Origin of the sequence: Amycolatopsis sp. cmx-8-4 (assembly GCF_046548675.1) — a bacterium.
Classification (GTDB): Bacteria; Actinomycetota; Actinomycetes; order Mycobacteriales; family Pseudonocardiaceae; genus Amycolatopsis.
Genome location: NZ_JAEBDZ010000014.1, coordinates 124,370 through 149,447 on the forward strand (window position 1 = coordinate 124,370; position 25,078 = coordinate 149,447).

Annotated in this window: 23 protein-coding genes; 13 read left to right on the plus strand and 10 right to left on the minus strand. The window is 70.7% G+C overall.

What is annotated here, in order from left to right; genetic code table 11:
* The first annotated feature begins 82 nt into the window (after positions 1-82).
* The 5 genes from ACLJQZ_RS28170 to ACLJQZ_RS28190 all read left to right on the plus strand — a co-directional run bounded on the left by ACLJQZ_RS28170 (position 83) and on the right by ACLJQZ_RS28190 (position 4,708).
* Positions 83-991 (plus strand): ATP-binding cassette domain-containing protein, encoded by a 909-nt coding sequence (locus ACLJQZ_RS28170; RefSeq protein WP_410622882.1) that lies wholly within the window; start codon positions 83-85, stop codon positions 989-991.
* Complete coding sequence (locus ACLJQZ_RS28175) at positions 988-2,577, plus strand: ABC transporter permease (RefSeq protein WP_410622883.1); 1,590 nt, start codon at positions 988-990, stop codon at positions 2,575-2,577. The genes ACLJQZ_RS28170 and ACLJQZ_RS28175 overlap by 4 nt, the downstream gene beginning before the upstream one ends.
* A gap of 298 nt (positions 2,578-2,875) precedes the next feature.
* A complete protein-coding gene (locus tag ACLJQZ_RS28180; RefSeq protein ID WP_410622884.1) occupies positions 2,876-3,472 on the plus strand; it encodes a hypothetical protein in 597 nt (198 codons plus the stop codon).
* Positions 3,473-3,494: 22 nt separating this feature from the next.
* On the plus strand, positions 3,495-4,004 hold the full coding sequence (locus ACLJQZ_RS28185; RefSeq protein ID WP_410622885.1) for a universal stress protein: 510 nt from the start codon (positions 3,495-3,497) through the stop codon (positions 4,002-4,004).
* Between the two features lie 11 nt (positions 4,005-4,015).
* Positions 4,016-4,708: a CBS domain-containing protein gene (locus ACLJQZ_RS28190; protein ID WP_410622886.1), complete on the plus strand. Its 693-nt coding sequence runs from the start codon at positions 4,016-4,018 to the stop codon at positions 4,706-4,708.
* A 58-nt stretch (positions 4,709-4,766) separates the two neighbouring features.
* On the opposite strand, the gene ACLJQZ_RS28195 is transcribed toward ACLJQZ_RS28190, so the two are convergent.
* The 4 genes from ACLJQZ_RS28195 to gap form a co-directional block, all read right to left on the minus strand.
* Positions 4,767-5,804, minus strand: coding sequence for a zinc-dependent alcohol dehydrogenase family protein (locus ACLJQZ_RS28195; RefSeq protein ID WP_410622887.1), 1,038 nt, complete (start codon positions 5,802-5,804; stop codon positions 4,767-4,769).
* 76 nt (positions 5,805-5,880) lie between these two features.
* Positions 5,881-6,480 (minus strand): DoxX family membrane protein, encoded by a 600-nt coding sequence (locus tag ACLJQZ_RS28200; protein ID WP_410622888.1) that lies wholly within the window; start codon positions 6,478-6,480, stop codon positions 5,881-5,883.
* 123 nt (positions 6,481-6,603) lie between these two features.
* Entirely contained in the window at positions 6,604-6,849 is a 246-nt protein-coding gene (locus ACLJQZ_RS28205; RefSeq protein WP_410622889.1) for a PLD nuclease N-terminal domain-containing protein, read from the minus strand.
* Positions 6,850-6,959: 110 nt separating this feature from the next.
* Positions 6,960-7,973 (minus strand): type I glyceraldehyde-3-phosphate dehydrogenase, encoded by a 1,014-nt coding sequence (gene gap, locus ACLJQZ_RS28210; protein ID WP_410622890.1) that lies wholly within the window; start codon positions 7,971-7,973, stop codon positions 6,960-6,962.
* Between the two features lie 159 nt (positions 7,974-8,132).
* On the opposite strand from gap, the gene ACLJQZ_RS28215 reads away from it, so the two are divergent.
* Positions 8,133-8,612: a universal stress protein gene (locus ACLJQZ_RS28215; RefSeq protein WP_410622891.1), complete on the plus strand. Its 480-nt coding sequence runs from the start codon at positions 8,133-8,135 to the stop codon at positions 8,610-8,612.
* 368 nt (positions 8,613-8,980) lie between these two features.
* Here the strand turns inward: ACLJQZ_RS28215 and ACLJQZ_RS28220 are convergent, their stop codons facing one another.
* Positions 8,981-9,442: a hypothetical protein gene (locus tag ACLJQZ_RS28220; protein WP_410622892.1), complete on the minus strand. Its 462-nt coding sequence runs from the start codon at positions 9,440-9,442 to the stop codon at positions 8,981-8,983.
* A 10-nt stretch (positions 9,443-9,452) separates the two neighbouring features.
* Between ACLJQZ_RS28220 and ACLJQZ_RS28225 the strand changes: the two genes are divergently transcribed.
* The 4 genes from ACLJQZ_RS28225 to ACLJQZ_RS28240 all read left to right on the plus strand — a co-directional run bounded on the left by ACLJQZ_RS28225 (position 9,453) and on the right by ACLJQZ_RS28240 (position 13,429).
* Positions 9,453-10,295, plus strand: a complete 843-nt coding sequence (locus tag ACLJQZ_RS28225; protein ID WP_410622893.1) for an ice-binding family protein — start codon at positions 9,453-9,455, stop codon at positions 10,293-10,295.
* 223 nt (positions 10,296-10,518) lie between these two features.
* The gene (locus tag ACLJQZ_RS28230; RefSeq protein ID WP_410622894.1) at positions 10,519-11,394 is read left to right on the plus strand and encodes a slipin family protein; all 876 of its coding nucleotides are present in this window, start codon (positions 10,519-10,521) and stop codon (positions 11,392-11,394) included.
* Positions 11,395-11,438: 44 nt separating this feature from the next.
* Complete coding sequence (locus ACLJQZ_RS28235; RefSeq protein ID WP_410622895.1) at positions 11,439-12,743, plus strand: Acg family FMN-binding oxidoreductase; 1,305 nt, start codon at positions 11,439-11,441, stop codon at positions 12,741-12,743.
* Complete coding sequence (locus tag ACLJQZ_RS28240) at positions 12,740-13,429, plus strand: hypothetical protein (protein ID WP_410622896.1); 690 nt, start codon at positions 12,740-12,742, stop codon at positions 13,427-13,429. The genes ACLJQZ_RS28235 and ACLJQZ_RS28240 overlap by 4 nt, the downstream gene beginning before the upstream one ends.
* A gap of 1,188 nt (positions 13,430-14,617) precedes the next feature.
* Here the strand turns inward: ACLJQZ_RS28240 and ACLJQZ_RS28245 are convergent.
* Positions 14,618-15,352 carry a hypothetical protein gene (locus tag ACLJQZ_RS28245; RefSeq protein WP_410622897.1) on the minus strand — a complete coding sequence of 245 codons (735 nt, stop codon included), beginning with the start codon at positions 15,350-15,352 and terminating at the stop codon, positions 14,618-14,620.
* 14 nt (positions 15,353-15,366) lie between these two features.
* Between ACLJQZ_RS28245 and ACLJQZ_RS28250 the strand changes: the two genes are divergently transcribed.
* Positions 15,367-15,879, plus strand: coding sequence for a flavodoxin family protein (locus ACLJQZ_RS28250; protein WP_410622898.1), 513 nt, complete (start codon positions 15,367-15,369; stop codon positions 15,877-15,879).
* Positions 15,880-15,994: 115 nt separating this feature from the next.
* Here the strand turns inward: ACLJQZ_RS28250 and cydD are convergent, their stop codons facing one another.
* The 4 genes from cydD to ACLJQZ_RS28270 all read right to left on the minus strand — a co-directional run bounded on the left by cydD (position 15,995) and on the right by ACLJQZ_RS28270 (position 22,376).
* A complete protein-coding gene (gene cydD / locus ACLJQZ_RS28255) occupies positions 15,995-19,360 on the minus strand; it encodes a thiol reductant ABC exporter subunit CydD (RefSeq protein ID WP_410622899.1) in 3,366 nt (1,121 codons plus the stop codon).
* Positions 19,357-20,376, minus strand: coding sequence for a cytochrome d ubiquinol oxidase subunit II (gene cydB, locus ACLJQZ_RS28260; protein WP_410622900.1), 1,020 nt, complete (start codon positions 20,374-20,376; stop codon positions 19,357-19,359). The genes cydD and cydB overlap by 4 nt, the downstream gene beginning before the upstream one ends.
* A 16-nt stretch (positions 20,377-20,392) precedes the next feature.
* Positions 20,393-21,793, minus strand: a complete 1,401-nt coding sequence (locus ACLJQZ_RS28265; protein WP_410622901.1) for a cytochrome ubiquinol oxidase subunit I — start codon at positions 21,791-21,793, stop codon at positions 20,393-20,395.
* 124 nt (positions 21,794-21,917) lie between these two features.
* On the minus strand, positions 21,918-22,376 hold the full coding sequence (locus ACLJQZ_RS28270; protein ID WP_410622902.1) for a universal stress protein: 459 nt from the start codon (positions 22,374-22,376) through the stop codon (positions 21,918-21,920).
* Between the two features lie 195 nt (positions 22,377-22,571).
* On the opposite strand from ACLJQZ_RS28270, the gene ACLJQZ_RS28275 reads away from it, so the two are divergent.
* Positions 22,572-23,561, plus strand: coding sequence for an Acg family FMN-binding oxidoreductase (locus tag ACLJQZ_RS28275; RefSeq protein WP_410622903.1), 990 nt, complete (start codon positions 22,572-22,574; stop codon positions 23,559-23,561).
* A gap of 75 nt (positions 23,562-23,636) precedes the next feature.
* Positions 23,637-25,007, plus strand: a complete 1,371-nt coding sequence (locus ACLJQZ_RS28280) for an MBL fold metallo-hydrolase (protein WP_410622904.1) — start codon at positions 23,637-23,639, stop codon at positions 25,005-25,007.
* The last annotated feature ends 71 nt before the right edge of the window (positions 25,008-25,078 follow it).

The window sequence follows — 25,078 nt, forward strand, 5'->3', positions numbered from 1 at the left end:
CGGGGCGTCCGACTCCGCGTACGGGAGTCGCCGAGGCCGCCCTCGGCGAGCTGTCTCCCGGCGGACACGCGAGAGGAATCCGATGACCGCCGCGATCGAGATCAAGGGGCTCGAGAAGTCCTTCGGACGTGCTCGGGCGCTCGACGGGCTCGACCTGACCGTCGGCACCGGGGAGGTGCACGGGTTCCTCGGCCCCAACGGCGCGGGCAAGACCACCACGCTGCGGCTGCTGCTCGGCCTGCTGCGCGCCGACGGCGGGGAGCTGCGCCTGCTGGGTGGCGATCCCTGGCGTGACGCGGTGTCGCTGCACCGGCGGCTGGCCTACGTGCCCGGCGAGGTGTCGCTGTGGCCCAACCTCACCGGCGGCGAGGTCATCGACCTGCTCGGCCGGCTGCGCGGCGGGCTGGACCCGAAGCGCCGCAAGCGTTATCTCGAGCTGTTCGAGCTGGACCCGCACACCAAGGGCCGAGCCTACTCGAAGGGCAACCGGCAGAAAGTGGCCGTCGTCGCCGCGCTCGCGTCCGACGTCGAACTGCTGCTGCTCGACGAGCCGACCAGCGGGCTCGACCCGCTGATGGAGCAGATCTTCCGTGCGTGCGTCCGCGAGGAGCGGGAGCGGGGCCGCACGATCCTGCTGTCCAGCCACATCCTGTCCGAGGCGGAGGCGCTGTGCGACCGGGTCAGCATCATCCGTGCCGGGCGCCTGGTCGACTCGGGCAGCCTCGACGAGCTGCGCCATCTCACCCGCACGACTATCACCGCGCAGATCTCCGGCAGCTCGGACGGCCTGGCGCACCTGGCCGGGGTGCACGACCACACCGTCGATGGCGACCGCGTGCGGCTGACCGTCGACAACACCGAGCTGGCCGCTGTGCTGGGCTTGCTGAGCCGCTCCGGGGTCCGGAGCCTGACCAGCAATCCGCCGACGCTGGAGGAGCTGTTCCTGCGGCACTACCGCACGGGGGGCACGCGTGAGGCGGTGCCGGCATGAGCTCGCTGACCGGCACCGGCACGCTGGTCCGGCTGGCGCTGCGCCGGGACCGCGTCCGGCTGCCGGTGTGGACCGTGGTGTTCGCCGCGGTCGCGGCGTCCTCGGCGGCGGCGACCGCCGCGATCTACCCGGCCACCGGAGACCGGCAGGGCGCGGCCGACAGCATCAACTCGGTCCCGGCCCTGGTGGCGCTCTACGGGCCGGTGTACGAACCGACGCTGGGCGCGACGTCGGTCTTCAAGCTCACCGCGTTCGGCGCGGCGTTGATCGCGCTGCTGATGATCTTCACCGCGGTCCGGCACACCCGGGCCGAGGAGGAGGCCGGACGGCGGGAACTGCTCGGCTCCGCCGTGGTCGGCCGCTACGCCGGCTTGGCGGCGGGCCTCATCGTGACGGCGGTATCCAGCCTGGCCCTCGGCCTCTTCAGCGGGGCCGGGCTCACCGCGGCGGGCTTGCCGGTGGCGGGCTCGCTGGCGTTCGGCCTCGGCTGGGCGTCCGCCGGTCTTGTCTTCGGCGGGGTCGCCGCGGTGACCGCCCAGCTGACCAAGAGCGCGCGAGCCGCTTCGGGGCTCGCCGTAGTCGCCCTGCTCGCCGCGTACCTCCTGCGGGCGGTCGGTGACTCCGCGGGCCCGCACTGGTTGTCGTGGGCCTCACCGATCGGCTGGACTCAGCAGGTCCGGCCCTTCGCGGGTGACGTCTGGTGGGTCCTGATCGTCCCGCTGCTCGCCGCGGCCGTACTGACCGTGGTGGCCGTCGTGCTGGCCGGCGTCCGCGACCTCGACGCCGGGCTGCTGCCGGACCGGGCGGGTCCGGCCCACGCCGGCCGCTCGCTGAGCGGCGCGTGGGGCCTGACGTGGCGGCTCAACCGCGCGAACCTGACCGCCTGGCTGGCGGGCTACGTCCTGCTGGGACCGGTCTTGGGCGGCCTCGCGGGCAACGTCGGGAAGATGCTCGACAGCGCGGGAGCCCGGGCGCTGATCACCGCGCTCGGCGGTGAGCAAGCCATGGAGAACGCTTTCCTCGCGGCCGAATTCTCGATGGCGGCCGTGATCACCTCGGCGTACGCGATCACCGTCCTGGTCCGGCTGCGGGCGGAGGAACGGGCGTCGCGCGTCGATCCACTGCTGGCCACCGCGCTCGACCGCCGCCGGCTGCTGGCCGGGTACCTGCTGCTCGCCGCGGCCGCACCGGTGGTGCTGCTGACGGCACTGGGCCTCACGGCCGGGCTGGCGCACGGGAGCCGCACCGGCCACCCCGGTACCGAGGTCGCCCGGCTCGTCGGCGCGGGATTGGCGCAGCTGCCCGCGGTCTGGGTCCTGACCGGGCTCGCCGCGGCGCTGTTCGGCTTCGCCGCGCGGGCCGTCACGCTCGCCTGGGCGGCGCTGGCGACCTTCCTGCTGCTCGGCGAGTTCGGCACGCTGCTGAAGCTCGACCAGTGGGCACTCGACCTCTCACCGTTCACCCACCTGCCCCGGCTCCCGGGCTCGGTGGTGCACGCGACGCCGTTGCTCTGGCTCACGGCTTTGAGTGCCGCCCTGATCACGGCGGGCGTCCTCGGATTCCGGCGCCGCGACATCGTGGCCTGAGCCCACCAGACCAGGAGGTCCCTGCCCGGCTCCGGCAATGGATCCCGGGCCGCATGAATGTCCACTTCGGACAGCAGGCCCAGCGGATTGCCGTCTGGTGAGCTCCCGTCGGCCGCGGGACTGCGACGATGCGGCCCGGACGCGGCGGGGGACAGGGTCTCAAGTCACCGGCCGCCGGCCGGAGGACCCGCGATCGAGCCGGCGCGGTCCCGGCCGCTGGGGTCCAACGCCTCTTCGACCGAAGGGCCGGAGCGCCCATCCTGGATGTGGACCAGTTCCGGGCCGGAAAGCGAGAGCCATGAACACGTGGAACCGCATCGCGCGGATGTGGTACGTCGTCCTGCCCCGCCGCGGTTCGGTGGCGCGCCCCTCGGACCGCGTCCAGGGCGGCCTGCTGGCCCTGGCCGTCCTGCTGGGGCTCGCGCTGCTGCCGTTCGCGGCCGGCCTGGGATCGGAAACCTATGTGCGCCAGAGCAGCCAGTCGGCCGAGCAGGTCCGCGCCCGCACGCCGTCCACCGCGACGCTCCTGGTCGACGGCCCGCCGCTCGAGGCGAACACGCGCAGCGGCGTCGTCGGCGCCGGCGAACCCACCGACGCGACCTGGACCCCGGCGGACGGCACCCGCCACGTGGGCAAAGTCGTCGCCGGCCAGGGCACGATCAAGGGCGAGCAGCTGCCGATCTGGGTGGACCGGGCGGGCAACCTCACCGAACCGCCGTTGAGCGGCGCCGGGGTCCTCATCGACGCGGTCGGCGTCGCGCTCGGCCTGTGGCTCGGCGTCCTGGTGCTGCTGACGTTCGGCTATCGCCTGACCGCGTACGCCTTCGACCGCTACCGCTACGCCCGCTGGCAGCAGGAGTGGTTCCAGGAACAAGACCGCGAAACCCATTCGTGAGGAAGAGGAGAAGGTGATCACCATGACCACGGAACCCGCACGCGATATCGTCGTCGGCGTCGACCATTCGGCGGTCAGCGTGGCCGCTCTGCGCTGGGCGGTCGTCGAGGCCGCAGCGAGCGGCCGCCGGGTCGTCGCGCTGCGGGCGTGGACGTTCGAACCGGTCTACGATCTGGGCGCGGGCATCGCAGTCTCGCCGCAGGAGGCCGAAGAGATCCAGCGGTACCAGCTCGACGACGTCATCACGCCGGTGAGGGCGGATCACCCGGAGGTGGAAATCCAGCCCGAACTTGTCGAGCGTTCACCGTCGGCCGCGCTCACCGAGGCGTCGAAGACCGCGGCGATGGTCGTGCTCGGCAGCCACGGCCGCGGCCGCATGCTGAGCATGCTCGTCGGCTCCGTCGCCGAGCACTGCCTGCGTGAGGCGAGCTGCCCGGTAGTGGTCATCCCGGCGCGGACCGTCCCGGAGCCAGCGCAGACTCTGGTCACCGCGGAGCCGGAGGGCACGTACTACCCGGGACCGCTGCTGTGAAGGAGATCAGGATGCCGAGCCGTCGCAAGGTGGGCGCGGTCATGACGACCGACGTCGTCACGGTCACCCCGGGCACTCCGTTCAAGGCCGTTGCCATGCTGCTGGCGTCGTGGAACTTCAGCGGGGCGCCGGTGGTCGACGTCGGCCGGCACGTGCTGGGCGTGGTGACTCAGGGCGACCTGCTCGAGCACGAGGCCCCGCACGGCCGCCTGGGTTCGCGCCAGGCCAAGCGGAAGGCGAGTGCGGCGTTCACCGCCGACCTGATGACGGCGCCGGCGTTCACCGTGCACGCGGACGACGACGTCAGCGTGGCCGCGAAGCTGCTGGAGGAGCACCACTTCCACCGGCTGCCCGTGGTCGACGAGGACAACGTGCTCGTCGGGATCGTGTCGCGCTCGGATCTGCTGCGGGTGTTCCTGCGCACCGACCAGGAGATCCGGGAAGAGGTCCGCGACGAGGTGATCCTGCGGGAGATGTCGATCGAACCGGGTTCGCTCTACGTCGCCGTGCACAACGGCATCGTGACGCTCAGCGGCGTGGTCGAGCGGACCAGCGTGATCGCGGTGCTGGTGGCGTTGATCCGCCGGGTCGACGGGGTGGTCGAGGTGCGCCAGACCCTCACGGCCCACTTCGACGACCGCGAGGTGTCTCCGGTCCCGCCGGGTCCGGTGGGGGTGCTGAGCCCGCACAAGCCGCACAACTGAACCGGTACCACGAAAGCGGCCACCGTCCGAATCGGACAGTGGCCGCTTTCGACGTCGTTCAGCCGCGGAACAGGGCGACCTTCAGCGCGTTGCTGTCCTGCGGGTGCGCGAACACGTCGTAGGCCTCGTCCATCTCCTCGAGGCCGAACCGGTGCGTGACGAACCGGCTCGTGTCGAGCCGCCCGGCGGCGAGCATCCGCAGCAGCATCGGCGTGCTGGACGTGTCCACCAGGCCGGTGCTGATCGTGACGTTGCGGGTCCACAGGTCCTCGAGGTGCAGCGTCACCGGTGTGCCGTGCACCCCGACGTTGGCGACGTGCCCGCCGGGGCGGACCAGCTGCGTGCACAGCTCGAAGGTCTCGGGAACACCGACCGCCTCGATCACCACGTCCGCGCCGAGCCCGCCACTGGCTTCGGCGACCGCGGCAGCGGCTTCGCCGGGCTGAACGAGCACGTCGGCTCCGAACGCCTTCGCCGCGTCCAGGCGGGCGGGTTCCTTGTCGACCACGATGATCAAGCTGGGGCTGAACAGCTGCGCGTTGACGATCGCGGCCAGCCCGATCGGCCCGGCGCCGACGATCGCGACGGTGTCGCCCGGCTTGACCGTGCCGTTGCGCACGCCGACCTCGAACGACGTCGGCATGATGTCGGTCAGCATCAGCGCGGACTCGTCGCTGACCCCGGCCGGCAGCAGGTAGGTCGAGGTGTCCGCGAACGGGATCCGCGCGAGCTCGGCCTGCACGCCGTCGATGCGGTGGCCGAGGATCCAGCCCCCGCCGCCGAGGCACTGGCCGTAAGCCGCCACACGGCAGTATTCGCAGCGGCCGCAGGCGCTGATGCACGAGACCAGCACCCGGTCGCCGGGCTTGACGGTGGTCACGGCGGTGCCGGTCTCGACGATGGTGCCGATCGCCTCGTGGCCGAGGATCCGGCCGCGGTCCACTGTGGGCACGTCACCTTTGAGGATGTGCAGGTCGGTGCCGCAGATGGTGACGGCGTCGATCCGGACGATGGCGTCGGTCGGGGCGGTGAGTGCGGGGTCGGCGTGGTCGGTCCAGCTGCGGCGGCCGGGGCCGTCGTACACGAGTGCCTTCATCTGATTTCTCCTTTGGTTCTTCGGAACAGCGCGAAAGGGCGCCCGCCGGGATGGCGGGCGCCCGGGGACGCGGGGATCAGCGCAGCCACTTGCGGTCGCCGGTGAGGTCGGCCCAGCGGCGGCCGAGGCCCCAGGTGTTCCCGCCCGCTGCCGCGGCCACCACGATGAGGATCAGCGCGTAGATGATGTGGTAGTCGATGATCGGGTTGCTCGAGTGCGTCGCTTCGCCGGTGCTCATGCTCTGTGCGAACGGCCATTCAGCGCTCCACATCATCAGCATCATGAGCGAGCCGGCGATCGCGCCGAGCCGCAGGCCGACTCCGGCGATGACGGCGATGCCGACGCCGGCCAGGCCGAGCATGAACAGCGTGTCGGCCCACCAGGTGCCGGCCCAGGCGTGGAACATCGACTCGAAGGGGCCGATGTGCACGCTGCTCAGGAAGCCCTTGGTGGGAGAACCGCCGCTGATCCAGGCGCCCTTCGCCGGGGTCGCGTAGCCCAGGCCGAACAGCTTGTCGAGGAACGCCCACAGGAACACGAACCCGGTGACGATCCGCAGGACGGCCAGGATCTTCCCGGCGGTCGGGGAACCGGCGACGAAATCGGGGAACGACGTCGGCTGGGCGGATCGCTGGGCAGGGACGTGGGCGGTGTTCTCGTGCGGCTTGAGGGACATGGTAGGACTCCGTTCGTTGTGTGTTGGGAGCAGTCTGTGCTGGTGCCGCAAGGGTTTCTGGGGCCGAAGGTCCCCGGCTGGAAGGTCCTTGGGTGCCTGTTCGCCGGACGGGGGAGCCATGTCCTACGCGCTCTGCCCGGTGGTGGCCGCCCGCGGCGGCACCCGACCGGCGGTGAAGTAGGCGATCGGGCCGATGAAGTTCACCGCGATCACGCAGGCCCACGACCACTTCGGCCCGCGCACCCGATCGGCGGGTCGCCGGGCCAGGTCCCACCAGGCGCTCGCGGCGAGGACGGTCTGGACCGCACCGGCGGCGGCGATCGCGGTGCGTTGCGACCAGGGCAGGTCACGCCACTTGCGGTGGGTCATGGTGTGCTCCTCTTTCCCGCGGGATCCTCCCGGCGGTTTGCTTCGTCATTCCGAGGGACGAGTGCCCGCCGGGTCAGGGCACCGGCGGGCACGCGAGGCACGGTTTCCGGTCACGCCAGGGAGCGCCCGATCAGCTCGACGAGTTCGATGGTGCGCGCGGCGTAGGCCCATTCGTTGTCGTACCAGCCGAAGACCTTCGCGAGGTGCGAGTCGGCTTTGGTCAGCGGTGCGTCGAACACGCACGAGGCGGGGTCGCCGATGATGTCGCGGGACACGAGCGGGGCCTCGCTGTAGCGCAGAATCCCCTTGAGGTCGCCGTCGGCCGCTTCGGCGAAGGCGTGGTTGACCTGCTCGGTGGTCACCGGGTGTTCCAGTTCCACGGTGAGGTCACTGAGCGAGCCGTCCTCGACCGGGACGCGGATCGCGACGCCGTCGAGCTTGCCGGCCAGCTCCGGCAGCACCAGCCCGATCGCCTTGGCCGCGCCGGTACTGGTCGGCACCATGTTGACGGCGGCGGAGCGGGCGCGGCGCGGGTCCTTGTGCGGCCGGTCGAGCAGGGCCTGGTCGCCGGTGTAGCTGTGGATGGTGGTGAGCAGGCCGCGGCGGATGCCGAACGCCGAGTGCAGCACCTTCACCATCGGCGCGACGCAGTTGGTGGTACACGAGGCGTTGGAGATCACGTCGTGGCGCCGCGAGTCGTAGGCGTCCTCGTTGACCCCGAGCACGATCGTGGCGTCGACGTCCTTCCCCGGTGCGGAGATGACGACCTTCCGCGCGCCCGCGGCCAGGTGCGCGGCAGCGGCTTCGCGGGTGCGGAACTTGCCGGTCGACTCGATGACGATGTCGACGCCGTACTCGGCCCAGGGCAGCTGGGCGGGGTCGGTCTGGGCGGTGACCTGGATCAGCTGGTCGCCGACCCGCAGCGCCTCGCCGTCGACGACCTCGACCGGGGTGTGCAGCCGGCCGTAGGTCGAGTCGAACGCCAGCAGGTGCGCGAGCATCTCCGGCGAGGTGATGTCGTTGACCGCGATCACTTCCAGCGGGCTGTCGGGCGTCTGGAGGATGCTGCGGAGGACGTCCCGCCCGATCCTGCCGAAACCGTTGATCCCGATCCGTACCGTCATGGGCTTCTCCCTGTCGTCGTGCGTACCTTCGATGGTTCGCACCACAGGCGGGCCTTCATAGGGACCAAGTTCCTCGCGGCTCGGGTACAACGCCAGGTTCGTCGTGCGGTCCTCGGGTGTTGTCTGGAAAGCGAAGGGATTCGACCGAAAGGAATGGCGATGACGGAAGTATCCGCACGGATCGTGGTGGGTGTGGACGGCTCGGACGCCAGTACCGCGGCGCTGGTCTGGGCACTCGACCAGGCCACCGCGAGCGGGGCCGAGGTGGACGCCGTGACGGTCTGGACCCATGACGCCATGCTCGATGACGCATCGGCGGGGCGGACGCTCGAAGAGGCTCGCGAGGTGCACGTCCACGAGCTCGAGACGCTCGTCGCCGCGGTCACGAAGGACCGGCCCGCGGTCGAGGTGCGTTGTTCGGCTCCGGACGGCGACCCGGCCGACACGCTGATCGAGCGGACCGGCGAGGCGACCGTGCTGGTCGTCGGCAGCCACGGCCGGGGCCGGTTGCGCGACGTGCTCGCGGGATCGGTGAGCAGTGCCTGCCTGCGGCACGCGACGTGTCCGGTCGTCGTGATCCCGCCGCTCGCCCGGACGCCGGAGAACGGCCTCGGTCAGCGCGTCGCGAAGGTCATGTGACCCGGTCCCGGGCGGATCCCGTGGAGCCCGACGCCGCTGGACCTGTGCGACGGCCGGGTGGGTCGGCTCACCTCCCGGTGTGATGACGGTGCCTGCGGTGCCGCGCAGCATCGCGGCGGGGGAGTCGAGCGCGCCGATGGCCGCGATGTGGCCGGTGAGTTCGACGAAGCGGCAGGCGGCGTCGACCTTGGGGCCCATCGAGCCGGCCGGGAAGTCCCGGGAGCGCAGCTGCGCCGGTGTGGTGGATCGGAGCGGCGTGCCGGGTGCAGCACGCCGAGAGAGCTGGGGAGAGCAGCACCGAGGTCTGGGGCACCAAGAGTCAGCGAGCCGCGGCCACACGGGTGGCCGGTCGGCGTTCGGTCCGGTCGTCACGGCCGGGTTCCCTCTGAATCGGCCGTCTCACGCAGTGTCACCGCACTACTCGTGGCCGAATCGACGACTCGCGACACCGGCTCGAAATTCGTTGTGCCATTTCTGTCAGCGAACCCTCCGTCGCTCCCGTGACTTTCGGGACTTTCGTCCGCGGCATTGCCGCCATCCGGCACTCCCCGTGTGCTGCTTTCCTGATGAGACTGGAGCAGCCGATCGAGAGGGCCGTGACGACGGCGACGATCTGTAAGCCGGGAATCAACAATCCGAATCGAGTCACAAAAGATCATGAATCGATCCATCGCTGTTCGATCGAAGATCTTGATTTTTCTCGCCCTGTTTCTCACGACCACCTTGCTCGGCGTACTCGGACCGTCGACCGCCAACGCGGCCGTCCAAACGGTTCCGCTTGGCTCGGCCGCCGATTTCGCGGTACTTGCCGGTTCAACGGTCACCAGCACCGGAGCCACGGTGGCTACCGGGGATCTCGGGCTGAGCCCCGGTGCTTCGGTGACCGGCTTTCCGCCCGGTGTCGTGAACGGGACCATCCACGCCGCCGACGCTGTCGCGGCGCAGGCCAAACTCGACTTGGACACCGCCTACAACGACGCCGCGAGCCGTCCGTCCACCGCCACAGTGCCGGTGGAACTGGGCGGGACGACCAAGACTCCTGGCGTCTACACATCACCCGCCGGGACGTTCGGGATCACGGGCACGGTGACCCTGGACGCCCAGGGCGACCCGAACGCCGTGTTCATCTTCAAGGCCGCCTCCACCCTCATCACGGCGTCGGCGAGCAACGTGGTTCTCGTCAACGGAGCCCGTTCGGCCGAGGTCTTCTGGCTGGTCGGCAGTTCCGCGACCCTGGGCACCTATTCGGTCCTGCGCGGAAACCTCATGGCGCTCGCCTCGATCACCGCCACCACCGGCGTGCTGGTGGACGGCCGTGCCATGGCCAGGACCGCCGCGGTGACGTTGGACACCACCACGATCACCCGCCCGACCGGGGTTCAGCAGCCCGTCGCCACCACCACGAGGCTGACCTCTTCGGTCAATCCCACTGTGGCCGGTCAGCCGGTCACCTTCACCGCTGTGGTCACCGCGGTGACCGGCGGTGCCGTTCCGACCGGCATGGTCGTATTCAGTGACCGGCGGACGCCGATCGCTGTGGCGAGCCTCGACGGCACCGGGCACGCGGTGTTCACCACGTCCACCCTGGCCGTCGGCCGGCACCCGATGATCGCCACCTATGTCGGCACGAAGCAGTTCACCGGCAGCACGTCACCCAACCTCGTCCAGGTGGTGCGCGCTTGAGCTCCACGCGACGACCGGGAGCATCCCACCGCGGTCGGAGTGCCTGAGGTCCTGGGCATCGGTGACTTCCGGACATAGCCGAGTCGAGGCCCGGAAGCTTGACTCGGGAGTACGGCCGCCGGATGGCGGTCCTCCACCTGCGCTCCGGGACCAGACCGTGTCGCACCGCCTGCACCTGCGCTCCTGGGTGAAGCGGATTCCACCTCTCAATGGGAGACTTGTCATGAATGGCTGGATCATCGTCGCGATCGTCGTGGTCGTCCTGCTTGTGCTGAGCTTGTCGATCAGGATCGTGAAGCAGTACGAGAAGGGTGTGTTGTTCCGGCTCGGCCGGGTCATCGGCGTTCGCGAGCCAGGGCTGCGGTTGATCATCCCGGTCGTCGACGTCCTGCGGCAGGTGCCGCTGCGGATCGTGACGATGCCGATCCAGTCGCAGGGGATCATCACGCGGGACAACGTGAGCGTCGACGTCTCGGCCGTCGCGTACTTCCGGGTGGTCGACGCGACCAAATCGGTGGTCGCGATCGAGAACGTCTACGCGGCGATAGACCAGATCGCCCAGACAACCCTGCGGAAGGTCGTCGGGCAGCACACTCTCGACGAGACACTGTCCGAAACGGACTCCATCAACTCCGACATACGCCAGATCCTCGACGTCACGACGGCCGACTGGGGTGTGGAGGTCACGTTGGTGGAGCTGAAGGACATCCAGCTGCCGGAGTCGATGAAGCGGGCGATGGCCAGGCAGGCGGAGGCCGAGCGGGAGAAGCGCGCCAAGATCATCAACGCCGAAGGCGAGTCGCAGGCCGCAGCGGCGCTGGGCGAGGCGTCGGACATGATGATGGCGCACCCGCTGGCGTTGCAGCTGCGGAACCTGCAGAGCCTGGTGGAGATCGGCGTGGACAAGAACACCACGGTGGTGTTCCCGGCGCCGTTGATGAGCACCATCGGCGAGCTCGGGTCGTTCCTCGCCCGAGAAGCCGCGTCGGCCACCGCGTCGGTTCCGCCTCTGCCTGATGCCGCTGTCCCCGCTCCGGCCCCGGTTGTCCCCCGGCAGGAAGCGCCGACCAACGGCGGACCCGTTCCGGCCTCGGTCTAGACACCTCGGCCGGCTCGGGTGGACAGGGGCATCGGTGCACCGGGATGTGTGCTCGGCACTCCTTCCCGGTGCACCTGTGCAGACGATTGGCTGAATGGAACCAGGTCTTTCTTCAGGAGATGACGATGGCCACGAACATCGAACCCCGTGCGGTGCGGAGCGGCGGCTCGCCGCGTCCGCCGGTCGCGTCCCGCAGATCCGCGCTCAAAGTCTTCGGCGCCGGCGCGGCCACGGTCCTCGTGGCGGGGACCGGCGTCGTCAGCTACCGGGCGTTCGACAACGGTGTCCTCGACCCCGGCGCGGGCGCTCCCTATGACGCGTGGTCACGGTGGCAGGACGACGACAGTCCGATGGGGGCGGTCGGGGCGGCGATCCTCGCCGCGAACCCGCACAACACCCAGCCCTGGCTCTTCCACGTCACGGCCACCAGTGTCGACCTGTTCGCCGACCCGGCGCGGGACATGCCCTTCGTGGATCCACTGCGCCGTGAACACCACGTCGGTCTCGGGTGCGCCGTGGAGAACCTCGTCCTCGCGCTGGTCGCCCGCGGACACCGGCCGACCGTGAACCTGATGCCCGATCCCGCCGACCAGTCCCATGTCGCATCGCTGGTGCTGGTGCGGGCACCGGCGAGTACGTCGCCGCTGTACGACGCGATCGGCGCGCGTCACAGCAACCGCGGACCGTATCTCGCCCAGAACGTCCCCGCCGCCGTGCTCGACGAACTGACCGATCACGTCACGGACCTGCCCGGAATCGGGACACGCTGGTTCACCTCGACCGCCGAGAAGGCAGCGCTCAGCGCGGTGATCATCGCCGCGACGGAAGCGTTCATCGCCGACCCGCGGCAGTCGCAGGACGCGTTCGGCTGGTTCCGGAACAACCGCGACGACATCGACGAACACCGCGACGGGCCGACACTCGATGCGCAGGGCCTCAGTCCCGTCACGTTGACCCTGGCCAAACTGCTCCCCGCGTCCTCACGGACGGCCGGCGACGCGTTCTGGCTGGACCAGACCCGAACCGTGCACACCGCGACCGCGGCCGCCTACGGCGTCATCACCGTCGCCGACACCGACGACCCGGCCACGCGGCTGAACGCCGGACGAGCACTGCAACGCATCCACCTCGCGGCCACGACTCTCGATCTCGGCCTGCAGCACATGAACCAGATCACCGAACGCGTCGACCGCGAACGCCGGCTGGGCTTGCCCGCCACCTTCGAGCCACGGCTGCGGGATCTTCTCGCCCAGCCCGGCAGAAAGCCCTTGGTGACCTTCCGTCTCGGCTACCCGGTCCGCGCCGCCCGGCCGAGCCCTCGCCGGCCGCTCGCCGCGGTGATCCGATGACCACGCGCACTCACCTGCTACCGGTAGCGGCGATGCTGGGACTGATCGGTGGCTCCCTGGGGGTGATCGCGGGTGTCGTCCAGGCGGCCGCAGGGGTGCACATCCCGGAATGGAGCGGGAGCAAGGCCGACCCGCTCGCGCTCGGAGCGTTGACGGTCGTGCTCAGCGGTCTCAGTCTGTTCTGTGCCACCAGACTTCGTGGTCCGAGATCGCTGTCATCGGCCGGCCGCGTGGCCGTGTCGGTCGGCATGCTCGTAACCGGGGGTCTCTGTTTCAGTACCGTCGGTGCGCTGTGGTACCTGCCCGGGGCCCTGCTGCTCGCGGCGACGGCGCTCGTGCTCGGCAGCGGACACGCGCGAGAAACCGGGCAGGTCTTCGCCGACAACTGGCTGCGGGGTCTTCTCGCTGCGCTGGGTGGCTTCGAACTGCTGATGGCGGTCAGCGCCGGCGAGCCCGCGATCGTCGCGGTCGGTGTGGTCGGCGGGCTCGCGTTGCTGGTCGCTCCCTGGACGCCGGCGGTGCGCCTGCGTGTGGTGCTCCTGCTGATCGGGACTCTGCCGTTCGCGGCGCTGACCTGGTGGAGCCTGGTGAGTCCGCTGCTGGCGGTAGTGGCGTTCGTCCTCGGACTCGTCACCTTGGGGCGTCCCAGGCGGCATCTCTCACCGCAGAGCACGGCGACCGGGTAGCACCACAGGTGTGGCCGTCGATGACGATGTGGCGTTCCGCGGTCTGCCGATGGCCGGTGGTCGGGTCCGGGTGACGATCCAATTTCGATCGAGGGAGGTCAGCTTGTCGATCGACCGAACTGTCGTTCTTGATGGCGTTGCCGCTGGTTGGGTAGCTGCGTCATCGCGCACGCCGAACGCCATCCGGGCGACTTGCGCTTGGCGCGGGGACCGTCCCGCTGTCGGCCTCGTCCACAGGCGACGATGCCCCGGTCACCGTGACCAGTGAAAGCCTGGACGCGCCGAGTCGTCTCCTGCGCGTGCGAGGCGACACGGCCGAGCCGGTGCAAGCGGGGCCGAATCCACGCCGTCGAACTGCTCGGCAGCGAACAGCCGCCGTGGACGTCGAGCGGGACGGCGGTCGGGCGATCCGGATCGTGGAACTGGCGACCGGGCGGACACGACACGTGACGGCGATGTCCCGAACCTCTCAAGTGAGTTCGATCGACGCGACCTATTCCATCCACAGCAGGGAATGCGGGTGTCGAGGCCCTGTGGCCTCGGTAAACCCTGTCCGGCCGGGTCAAATCCCGCGTTGACCAAAGCGATATTGGAGCTGCGCGACGTGCGGGGTGAAGTGCTGCCTGAACTGGCAGGACACAATCTTGACAATTTCGTGCAAGTCGGGACCTTGTCCCCTTTGCTGAAGAGTCCTGCAGATCGACAATTGATCTTGCGGTCAATGGGTCTTAGTGTACCGACGGCAATAACTGCCGGGTGCTCGGCGCGCGCAGAGTCCGTTTGAATCTACGATGGGATGAGACGCAGTGAAGGACCTTCGATTCCTGGTTCCAGTCACGATTGTGCTCGCGGCGTCTGTCAGTTGCGGCACGCCCGCAGGCGAGAGTGCCGCCGGTACGGCGAACTGCTCGGATCCGAATCTCTCTCAATCCGATTGGACAACCTACTGTGCATCTGTTGCTCCGGCCTCGTCGAACATCGAGACCCAGCAGCATACCGCGCCCCCCTTGCAGTTCACTCAAATGTACAAGGGGCAACGTGCCACCGTAACCGTGACGAAGCCGCGGCCGTACAGTCCCAGTGCTTCAGCTGCAATCGGACACGATGACAAGCGTGCGATCATCGTCTCGATCACTGTCTCCAACATCTCTGGTGATGTGCTGCACAGCTATGACTGGATCACCAAGGTCACTGCGGACGGAATGGCAGGCGATGAGGTGTTCGACTCTGGCAGCGCGGGCGGGCCCAGCACACCGCCAGACATCCTGCCGGGCAAAACCGGCTCGTGGCGGGTCGTGCTTGGCCTCCCAGTAGCAGGCGCAGCTGATGTGGTGCTATCGCTGAGTTGGGGGATGGCAGAGCCGATCTACTGGGAAGGGCAAGCCTGAGGGGCGGAACCACCCCTCGACGCCTCTGGTCGCGCGTTCCTGCTGCGGGCTCATTTCGCAGCTTGCCGTCCTTGATGATCGTCACGGACTCGCACAGCTGCTCGGCCTCGGCGAGGATGTGGCTCGACAGCAGGGCCGTCCGGCCCGCGGCAGCTGCTTTCCTCACACAGCTTTGGAAAACCTCCTCCATGAGCGGATCGAGACCGGACGTCGGCTCGTCCGGCACGAGCAGTTCGGTCGGGGCGGCGAAGGCGGCGACGAGGATCACCTTCTGCCGGTCGCCCTTGGAGTAGGTGCGGACCAGCCTGTGCGTGTCCAGCGCGAACTCGGCCACGAGCCGTCGTTCGGCCGCGAGGTCGCGGGTCCCGCGCAGCCCGGCCAGCGCGTCGAGGATCTCCTGGCCGGTGAGGTTCGGCCAGAGGTCCACTTCTCCAAGCGACAACTGCTGCGGGATCTGCGTCGCGGAGTGTCCTTGTGGCGCCATCGAAATGGTCCCCGAAGAATCCTGACCCGCAAGCCGGTCCGGCTTGATCACCGAGGAGTGAGCGCATGCGTATCGTCATCGTCTTCGAGTCGATGTTCGGCGGCACCGAGAAGGTGGCGCGGGCCATCGCCGACGGGATCTCCGGCGCGGAGATCGTGAACGTCGACGACGCGCCTTCGGATCTCACGGGCGTCGAGCTGCTCGTCGTCGGCGGGCCCACCCACGCGCACGGCATGAGCCGTGCCGCGACCCGGAGCTCGGCCGCGCAGCAAGTGGACCACCCGAGCCGGTCGCGCACGGGGGTGCGCGAGTGGCTGGACTCCGTCGGTCCGGTCCCCCAGGGGCTCGCGGTCGCGGCGTTCGACACCCGGATGGACCAGTCGCGCGTGCTCACCGGTGCCGCTTCGCTCGGCGTCGCAAAGCGGTTGCGCCGGCTCGGGTGCCTGCCGGCAGTGCCTGCCGAGAGCTTCTTCGTCGACACGGTCCCGGTCGACGCCGGGCCCAAGGCCGGCGAGCCGGACCGGGCCGAGGCCTGGGGCGCGGCGCTCGGCGCGACCGTACGCCGGACCGTTTCCTGAGCCGCGTCGAAGCCTTGCCCGCGGTGTGGCACGCCCTTCTGAAGGACCTTTGTTCGCCGTGACGCCGCCGTTCGACGGGGTTTTGACATGGGCGGCAACCGAGTCCCGTAGGTGCCTACTGGGCGACGTCGAGGGAGGGCGCCGCGGTGAGATCGACCGTGGGCAAGGCCGCGAAGTCCGCCGGGCGGTGCGTCACCACCAGCGTCGAGCGGCCCTCCGTCGTGGCCAGGACGTCTGCCGCCAAGGCCGCGGCCGTCGGGGCGTCCAGGTGGGCCGTCGGCTCGTCCAGGAGCAGGATCGGGCGGTCCGACAGCAGGGCCCTGGTCACGCCGATCCGCTGGCGCTCGCCGCCGGAGACCGGGGTGCCGTGAGCGCCGAGTGCGGTGTCCAGGCCCTCGGGCAGCCGGTCCAGCCACGCGCCCAGCCTGGCGAGCCCGAGCGCCGCCCGCAGGTCGTCGTCCGTGGCGCCGGGACGGGCCAGCCGCAGGTTCTCCCGCAGGGTGCTGTCGAACAAGTGCGCCTCCGGACCGCACCACGCGATCCGGTTCCGCACCGCGCTCCCGGCGTGGTGCCGGGTGTCGACGTCGTCGAGCAGGACCCGGCCGGCGGCCGGGTCGAGGTAGCGCATCAGCGCCGCGATCACGGTGCTCTTGCCCGCGCCGGAGCGGCCGGTGAGGGTCAGGCGGCGGCCGTGGCCGATCCGGAGGTTCACGTCCTGGACCGCGTCGCGCCGGGCGTCTGGCCAGCGGACCGACAGGTGCTCGGCCACCAGGTCGCCGGCCGCCGGTACGGGTTCGGCGACGGCGGGTTCGGTCTGCGGGGCCGGGACGGCGTCCAGGTTCGCGAGCCGGTGTGCGGCGTGCCCGGCGCCGAGCAGGCGTTGCGCGGCTTCGGGCAGGCCCGCGACCAGTTCGGCGGTGGCCAGTGGAGTCAGGGCCAGGACGACCAGCGCCGGGCCGGAGACGGCGCCCGCGCGCACTGCGAGAATGCCCAGTGCGAGGCAGGTCAGGGAGGTCAGGCCGACCCCGAGCGTCGCGATCCCGGTGCCCAGTCCGCGCCGCACCGCGGACCGGCGGGCCAGTGCGGTGAGTCCGGCGTCGAGTTCGCGCAGGCGGGAGTGGCGGCGGCCCGCCGCGTCGTGCGCGATCAGGTCGGCCGAGGCCTGCAGCAGCTCGACGGTGCCCGCGACCAGATCGGTGCGCAGCCGGGCCGTGTCACGCTGGGCCTGCCGGGTCGTCAGGGCGGCGACGAGCGGGGCGAGCACTCCGGCGGTGAGCAGGCCGGCGGCGGCCGCGAGTCCGGCGCCGGGCAGGATCACGCCGAGGGTGACCGCCGTCCCGGCGAGGACCGCGAACGTCGAGAGCCCGGGGACCAGGCCGCGGACCAGCACGTCCTGCTGACTGTCCACATCGGATATCAGCCGGTGCAGCAGATCCCCGCGGCGCAGCCGGGCCGTGCGGGCCGGACCGATCCGGATCAGCTGGGCCCACACCCGCACCCGCAGCTCGGTCAGCGCGCGCAGGGCGACATCGTGCGACAGCAACCGCTCGAGGTAGCGCAGGATGCCCTTGGCCAGACCGAACGTGCGCACCGCGACGATCGCGACCATGAGGCTCAGCACCGGCGGGTGCAGGGCCGCACTGGCGATGAGCCACGACGACGTCGCCGTCAGCGCGACTCCGCAGCCGAGTGCCGCCGTGGCGGCGAGGCAGGCGAGGGCGAGGCGCCACCGGTGCGGGCGTACGGCGTCGCGCAGCGGCCGCCACTTCGATCGCGTTCCCTCCACAGTGGACAATTCGACGACCGGCGCGACGGCGACCGGGCGAGCCGGCGCGGACGACGCCGGGACCGTGTCGCGCGCAGGTGCCGGAGCCGGGCCGCCGAGGGTGACGACCCGGTCGCACCCGGCCAGCACCGCGGGGTGGTGACTGATGATCACCGCGGTCCGCCCGGCGAGGACCTGGGGCAGGCGGTCCAGGATGGCGGCCTCGGTCCCGGCATCGACGCCCTCGGTGGGCTCGTCGAGCAGGATCAGCGGCCGGTCGAGCAGGACCGCGCGGGCCAGCGCGACACGACGGCGTTGCCCGGTCGAGAGCCCGGCGCCCAGCTCGCCGATCGCGGCGTCCGAGGCGAGGTCGAGCGCGGCGTCGTCGGCGGCCGCGTGGACGTCGTCGTCGGTCGCGTCCGGAGAGCCCAGCCGGATGTTCTCCGCCACGGTCCCGGCGACGAGGTGCGGCTGCTGCGGCACCCAGGCGATGCGGCGGTGCCAGGTCGCGCGGCCGACGTCGGCGAGATCGACGTCCCCGAGCACGACCCGGCCGGAGTCGGGCCGCCGCCAGCCGAGCAGGACGTCGAGCAGCGTCGACTTGCCCGCCCCGCTCGGCCCGGTCACCCCGACCACCTCGCCGGGTGACACGCGCATGCTGAACCCGTCGAGGATCGGCCCGGACCGGCCCTCGACCGTGACGTCCTCGCAGCGCAAGGCCACGCGGGTGAGGTCGGGAACGGTGCGGGTACCGGTGGTACCGGTAGGTGTGTCGGCGAGCGCGATGATCTCCTCGGCCGCGGCCAGGCCCTCGGCGCTGTCGTGGAACCGGGCGCCGACCGCACGCAGCGGCAGGTAGACCTCCGGGGCGAGGATCAGCACGACCAATGCGGTGTGCAGGTCGAGGTCGCCGGCCAGCAGGCGGAGGCCGATGGAAACGGCGACGACCGCGACCGACAGCGTCGCCAGCAGCTCGAGGGCGAGCGCCGACAGGAACGCGACACGCAGCGTCTTCAAGGTCTGCGTCCGGTACTTCTCGGTGATCTCCCGCAGCGAACGCAGCTGGGCGCGGGCCCGGCCGAACGCCGTCAGCTCGGCCAGCCCGGCGACCAGGTCGAGGAAGTGGTTGCCCAACACCGAAAGCGTCTTCCACTGCCGCCGGACGTCGCGCTGGGTGTAGCGGCCGATGAGGATCATGAACAGCGGGATCAAGGGCACCGTGAACCCCACGATCACCGCGGCCACCCAGTCGGCCACCAGGATCCGCACCCCGACCACCAGCGGCACGACCGAGGCGATCAGCAGCTGCGGCAGGTACCGCGCGAAGTAGCCCTCCAGCCGGTCGACGCCGTGCGTCGCCAGCGACGCGACCTCGGCGGGGGAGCGGTCCGCCTGCCGGGGCCCGATGCGCAGCGCGGCGCTGATGACCGTCTCGCGCAGCTGGGAGAGCGCGAGGGCGGCGGCGCGGTGCGCGGTCGTTTCCGACAGCCACGCGATCCCGGCTCTGGCCAGCACCACCAGCAGGAGCATCCCCAAGGGGACCAGCAGGCCGGGAAGGGCCGCGCCGTCGAGGAAAGCCCGCGTGATCGTCGTCGCCAGCAGCTCCGCCTGGGCGAGCACCAGCAGCGCGGTCAGCCCGCCCAGGGCGGCGCACGCGAGGACGAACGGCCGGACCGCACTCGCGTGGCGGAGCAGCCGCGGATCGAGAGGCCTCATCCGCGGGCCGCGGGGAGCCCGCCGCCGGCCGGGATCGAGTCCCGGCCGAGGCGCTTGCGGAACACCCAGTACGTCCACGTCTGGTAGGCCAGCACGATCGGGGTGAACGCGACGGCGACCCAGGTCATGATCTGCAGGGTGTAGTGCGTCGAGGACGCGTTCGTGGTGGTCAGGCCGAACGCCGGGTCGGTCGTCGAGGGCAGCACATTCGGGTACAGCGACCAGAACAGCGTCACGGTGACGGCGACGATCGCGGCGGCCGTGCTCGCGAAGGCGTACCCGTCGCGGTCACCCGCCGCGAACAACACGCCCGCGACCAGGAACGCGGCGGCGATCAGCGACGTGGGCCACGCCCAGCCGCCGTGCTCGATCGCGGTCCAGCCGAGGAAGACGCCGCCGAACACGATCGCCGCGCCGCTGAGCACGCGGCCCAGCGTCCGGGCTCGGCCGCGGATCTCGCCGGTGGTCTTCAGCGTCAGGAAGACCGCGCCGTGGAAGGCGAACAGGGTGAGCGTGGCCAGCCCGCCGAGCAGCGCGTACGGGTTGAGCAGGGTGAAGAACGTGCCGGTGAAGTGGTGCTTCGCGTCGAGCGGGACGCCGTGCACGATGTTGCCGAAGGCGACACCCCACAGCAGCGCCGGGCCGCCCGAGGCGAAGACGATGATCCAGTCCCAGGTGCTGCGCCAGCGCGGGCTGTCGATCTTGCCGCGGAACTCGAACGCCACCCCGCGCAGGATGAGCGCCACCAGCACCAGCAGCAGGGCCAGGTAGAACCCGGAGAACAGGCTCGAGTACCAGAGCGGGAACGCGGCGAAGGTGGCGCCGCCGGCGACGAGCAGCCAGACCTCGTTGCCGTCCCAGACCGGGCCGATCGTGTTGATCAGCACCCGCCGGTCGGTGTCGTCGCGGCCGAGGATCCGCAGCAGCATGCCGACGCCGAAGTCGAAGCCTTCGAGGACGAAGTAGCCGGTCCAGAGGACCGCGATGAGCAGGAACCAGATGTCGGTGAGGGCCATGACGGGTCTCCGGCGCTTAGTAGGCGAAGGCCGCGGGCCGCGGCTCGTCGGAATCGGCGGTGTCTTCGGGCGCCTCCGGCGGCGGGGGACCGGCCTTGGCGTAGCGGACCATCAGAACGCCGTCGACGACCGCGAGCACGCCGTAGAGCAGGGTGAACACGATCAGCGACGTCAGGACGCTGCCCGCGGGCACCGTGGGCGACACCGAGTCGGCGGTCTTCAGCACGCCGAACACCGACCACGGCTGGCGCCCCATCTCGGTGAAGATCCAGCCGACGCTGTTGGCCAGGAACGGCAGGGCGATCGCCGCGGTGGCGGCGGGGAAGAACCAGCGGCCGCGCGGAGTGCGGCCGCGGCGGAACAGCCACAGCCCGGCCAGCGACAGCAGTAAGCAGAGGAAGCCGAAGCCGATCATCAGGCGGAACGTCCAGTAGGTGACGGGGACGTCGGGCCGGTACTCGCCGGGGCCGTAGGCCTGCTGTTCGGCGGCCTGCAGATCGTTGATGCCTTCGACCCGGCCGTCGAAGGTGCCGGTGGCCATGAACGACAGCACTCCGGGGACGCGGATGGAGAATTTCTCCTGCGAGCCGTCCAGCGAACCGATCGTGAGCAGGGAGAACGACGCCGGTGCGACGGTGTCGTAGAGCGCTTCGGCGGCGGCCATCTTCATCGGCTGCTGCTCGGTCATCAGCCGGGCCTGCAGGTCACCCGTGACGATGACACCGAGGCTGGCGATCATGACGGTGACCAGCGCGAGCTTCATCGACGGCCGGAACACGTCGGCGTTGCGGTTCTTCCGAAGCTGCCACGCGCTGATCCCGACCACGAACATGCCGCCGGTGAGGAAGCACGCCGTGATGGTGTGGGCGAACGCGCCGACGGCGGTCGAGTTGGTGAGCACGGCGCCGAAATCCTTCAGCTCCGCGCGGCCGGTGGCGGGGTTGACCGTGGAGCCGACCGGGTGCTGCATCCAGGAGTTGGCGGCGAGGATGAAGTACGCCGAGAGCAGCGTGCCGATCGCGGCGATCCAGATCGTGGCCAGGTGGAGTCGCTTCGAGAGCTTGTCCCAGCCGAAGATCCACAGGCCGAGGAACGTCGACTCGAGGAAGAACGCCAGCAGGCCTTCGATGGCCAGTGGCGCACCGAAGATGTCGCCGACGAACGTGCTGTAGTCCGACCAGTTCATGCCGAACTGGAACTCCTGCACGATCCCGGTCGCCACGCCCATGGCGAAGTTGATGAGGAACAGTTTTCCCCAGAACTTCGTCATCCGGCGGTACTTGTCGTTGCCGGTGCGCACCCACGCGGTCTGCATCCCGGCGACCAGGAAGGACAGCCCGATGGTCAGCGGAACGAAGATGAAGTGGTAGACGGTGGTGATCCCGAACTGCCACCGCGCCAGGTCGAGGGTGCTCATCCGGATCTCCTGCTCGCCGGGGTCTTACTGACCCACGCAGCATCCGATCCTCGGGGCGCCCACCGTGAGGGTCCTTGGTCACTTTCTGGACGGTCACCGGTCCCCAGGCACCTCGACCAGCGAATCAGGCGGCAGTGAGGTGGTGCGCGGCCTCGGGGGTGACGACGACAACCGGGCAGCGGGAGAAGCGCACGCATTCGCTCCCGACGCCGCCCAGCACCAGGTCCGCCATCGCGCCGCTGTGGTGGCTGCCGAGAACCAGCAGGTCCGCGTCGACCGAGGCGATGACCAGCTCGGTCGCCGGGTCTCCGCGTACGGTGCGGGTCTCGATCTCCCGGCCCACCTCCAGGCCGGCGACGTGGTCTTCCAGGGAGTACTCCCGCTCCGGGACGCGGCCGTGCGGCTGGATCGCGAATGACGTGCCCGGCAGGAATGTGTCCCGGGATCGGACGAGGATCGCGCGGACGGTGTCCCCGGCGTGCGCGCCCACCTCGAGCGCCCAGCGCAGGGCCGCGTCCCCGCGAGCGGAGCCGTCCATGCCGACGACGATGATGCGACCGGTGTGGGGGTGCGGCGAGACCATGACTGCCTTCTTCCTGTTCCGGCGATCATGCGCCGCCCGGCCCGCACGCGGGTAGGGGAGGAGGTCCCCGCCAGGTGGGGGGCAGGCGGACGAATTCCGCTGTGGCAGAGGACTTTGTGCTCCGTTGCCGGCACCCGCCGAGGGCGCACGATGACTCGAGCGGGGCGCCCGACCCCGCGCACGGGAGTGACCGCGATGACCACCGCAGCACCGGCAGCACTGAACTCCGAGCAGATCGGCATGCTCGCCCGCGCGGTGAACCGCGCGCCCTCGGTGCACAACAGCCAGCCGTGGCAGCTGCTCGTCCGCGGTACCGAGGTGGACCTGCTGGAACGTCGCAGTGTTGTGCTGCGCCGGCAGGACCCGTTCGGCCGGGACCGGATGATGTCGTGCGGCGCCGCGCTCACCAACCTCGAACTCGCGTTGCGCGTGCTCGGGCGGGACTGCCACGTCGCGTTCCGGGACGACGAAGACGTCGCGGCCACGGTGACCATCGGTCGTCCGCGTGCGGTCTCCGAACGGGACTTCGCGCTCTACCAGGCCATCGGCCGCCGCCGCAGTCATCGGCACGAGTTCTCCCACGGCCGGGTAGCGGCGACGGTGCACACGGCGCTGGTCGCGGCCGGGGAGACGACCGGCGTGCATCTGGTGGTGCCCGAGCACCTGGACAGGTTCGCCCAGCTGCTCGGGTTCGCGACCCGGGTGCTCCGCGAGGATCGTGGTTACCAGCGTGAGCTCGCGATGTGGACCGCCTGCACCACAAGTCCGCCGGCGGCCGGGGACGGCGTCCCCGAGGACGCGCTGAGCCCGGAAGCCCTGCCGGTCGCCGGGCTGGTGCGTGCCGACACCCCGGTGCCCGACGACGCCGTGCTCGCCGACCGGCTGGCCGCGGAGAACCTGCTGGTCGTCTGTACCGATGGCGACACCAGAGCCGAACACCTGGCCGCCGGGATGGCGCTGCAGCGCGTCTGGCTGACCGCGACGGCGAAATCCCTCGTCGGATCGGTGATCACCCAGCCCCTGCACCTGACCGGATTTCGCGCCCGGCTGGTGTCGGAGCTGGTCCTGCCGGGAGTGCCGCAGGCGATCTTCCGGTTCGGCTACCCCGACGTCCCCTCGGCTCCCTCGCCGAGGCTGCCCCTCGGCGAGCTGTTTCCCGGCGGACACGCGGGAGGAATCCGATGACCACCGCGATCGAGACCAAGGTCGGGTTCCGTTACCGCGCCATCGTGGCCTGAGCCCCACACCCAGGAGAGCACCATGACCAGTTCTGGCAACGGATCCCGGATCACCACGCTGACCGAGGCTCCCCGACCCGCACTCGTGCGCCGCCGGGTCTGCTCGGCGCTGACGTTCCTCGGCGGCGCCGGGACGTCGACCGGCGCGCGCTACCTCGTCGAAACGCCCGGCGCCCGGGTCCTCGTCGGCTGTGGCGCGTTCGCCGGGCCCGCGGACCTCGCCCGGCGCAACTGGTCGCCGATCCCGGACGCGTTGCGCTCGCTGGACGCCGTCGTGCTCACCGGCGCCGACCCGGCGCACAGCGGGTTCCTCCCGCAGCTGGTCGCGGAGGGGTTCACCGGGCCGGTCTTCGCGACTCCCGGCACTGCGGCACTGCTTCCGATCACCCTGTCGGAGGCAGCCGAGCAGTTCGCCGAAGTAGAAGCCGGTGACTGGCCGGAGTACTTCGCGACACCACCGTTCCGGCCGGCGGACGTCGACCGGGCGGTCGCCCTGTTGCGTCCGGTCGTCCCCGGCGCGGAGACCGGGTTCCGGGATGTCGGACTGGTGCTCGGCCGGGCCGGTGGGCAGCCGGGCGCCTCGTGGGCGCGACTGCGGGCGGGCGACCGGTCGGTGCTGGTCACCGCCCCGCTCGGCGGCGCGAACCATCCGCTGCTGCCCGGTCCGGAGCCACGGCTCGACGCGTCGACGCTCGTCCTCCCGGTGGCCGGCCACGCCACCGGCCACGAAACCGGCCGCCTGGCCGCCGCGGTGCACCGCGCGGTCCACCGCGGGGGCAGCGTGCTGATCCCCGCGCCGGCCACCGGCCGCGCCGCCGTGGTGCTGGCGCTGCTGCGCGATCTGATGGACGCCAATGAGATCCCGGTATTGCCGGTGCACGTCGACAGCCCGGCCGGGCTGTCCGCCATCGACGGGTACCGGTGGGACGGCGAGCCGCGGCTGCCCGAGGACCTCGTGGAACACCGCCGGCCGGGGGATACGGCCTGGTGGGACGCCGGCCCGTCGATCGTCCTCGCCGGGCCGGAGACGGCCGGGCCCGGGCGGGTGCTGGACCACCTCGCCCGGCTGCTGCCGGACGCGCGCAACGCCGTCGTCGTCGCCGGCCCGGTCGTCCCCGGGACGCGGGCGGCGCACCTGGCGAAACAACCGCGGCAGGTGAAGATCCGCGGCCGCTACGTACCCGTGCGCGCCGAGATCACCCCGTTGGCGGACTTCCGCGAGTACGCCGACGACGCGGCGCTCCGGGCGTGGGCGACGGCCGCCGCACCGCCCGAGACGGCGTTCGTCGTCGAGGGAGAGACCGAACCCGCTCGTGCACTGGCGAAGGCGCTGCACGCCGAAGCGGGCTGGTGCGCGGTCGTGCCCGCCGACGGGGAGCGCGTGCTGCTCTGATCGTGGGGCCTTTGGTCACCTCGGCTCGTGACACGCGACCGTCGTCGCGGCCGGGCCACGCGGTGATGCTG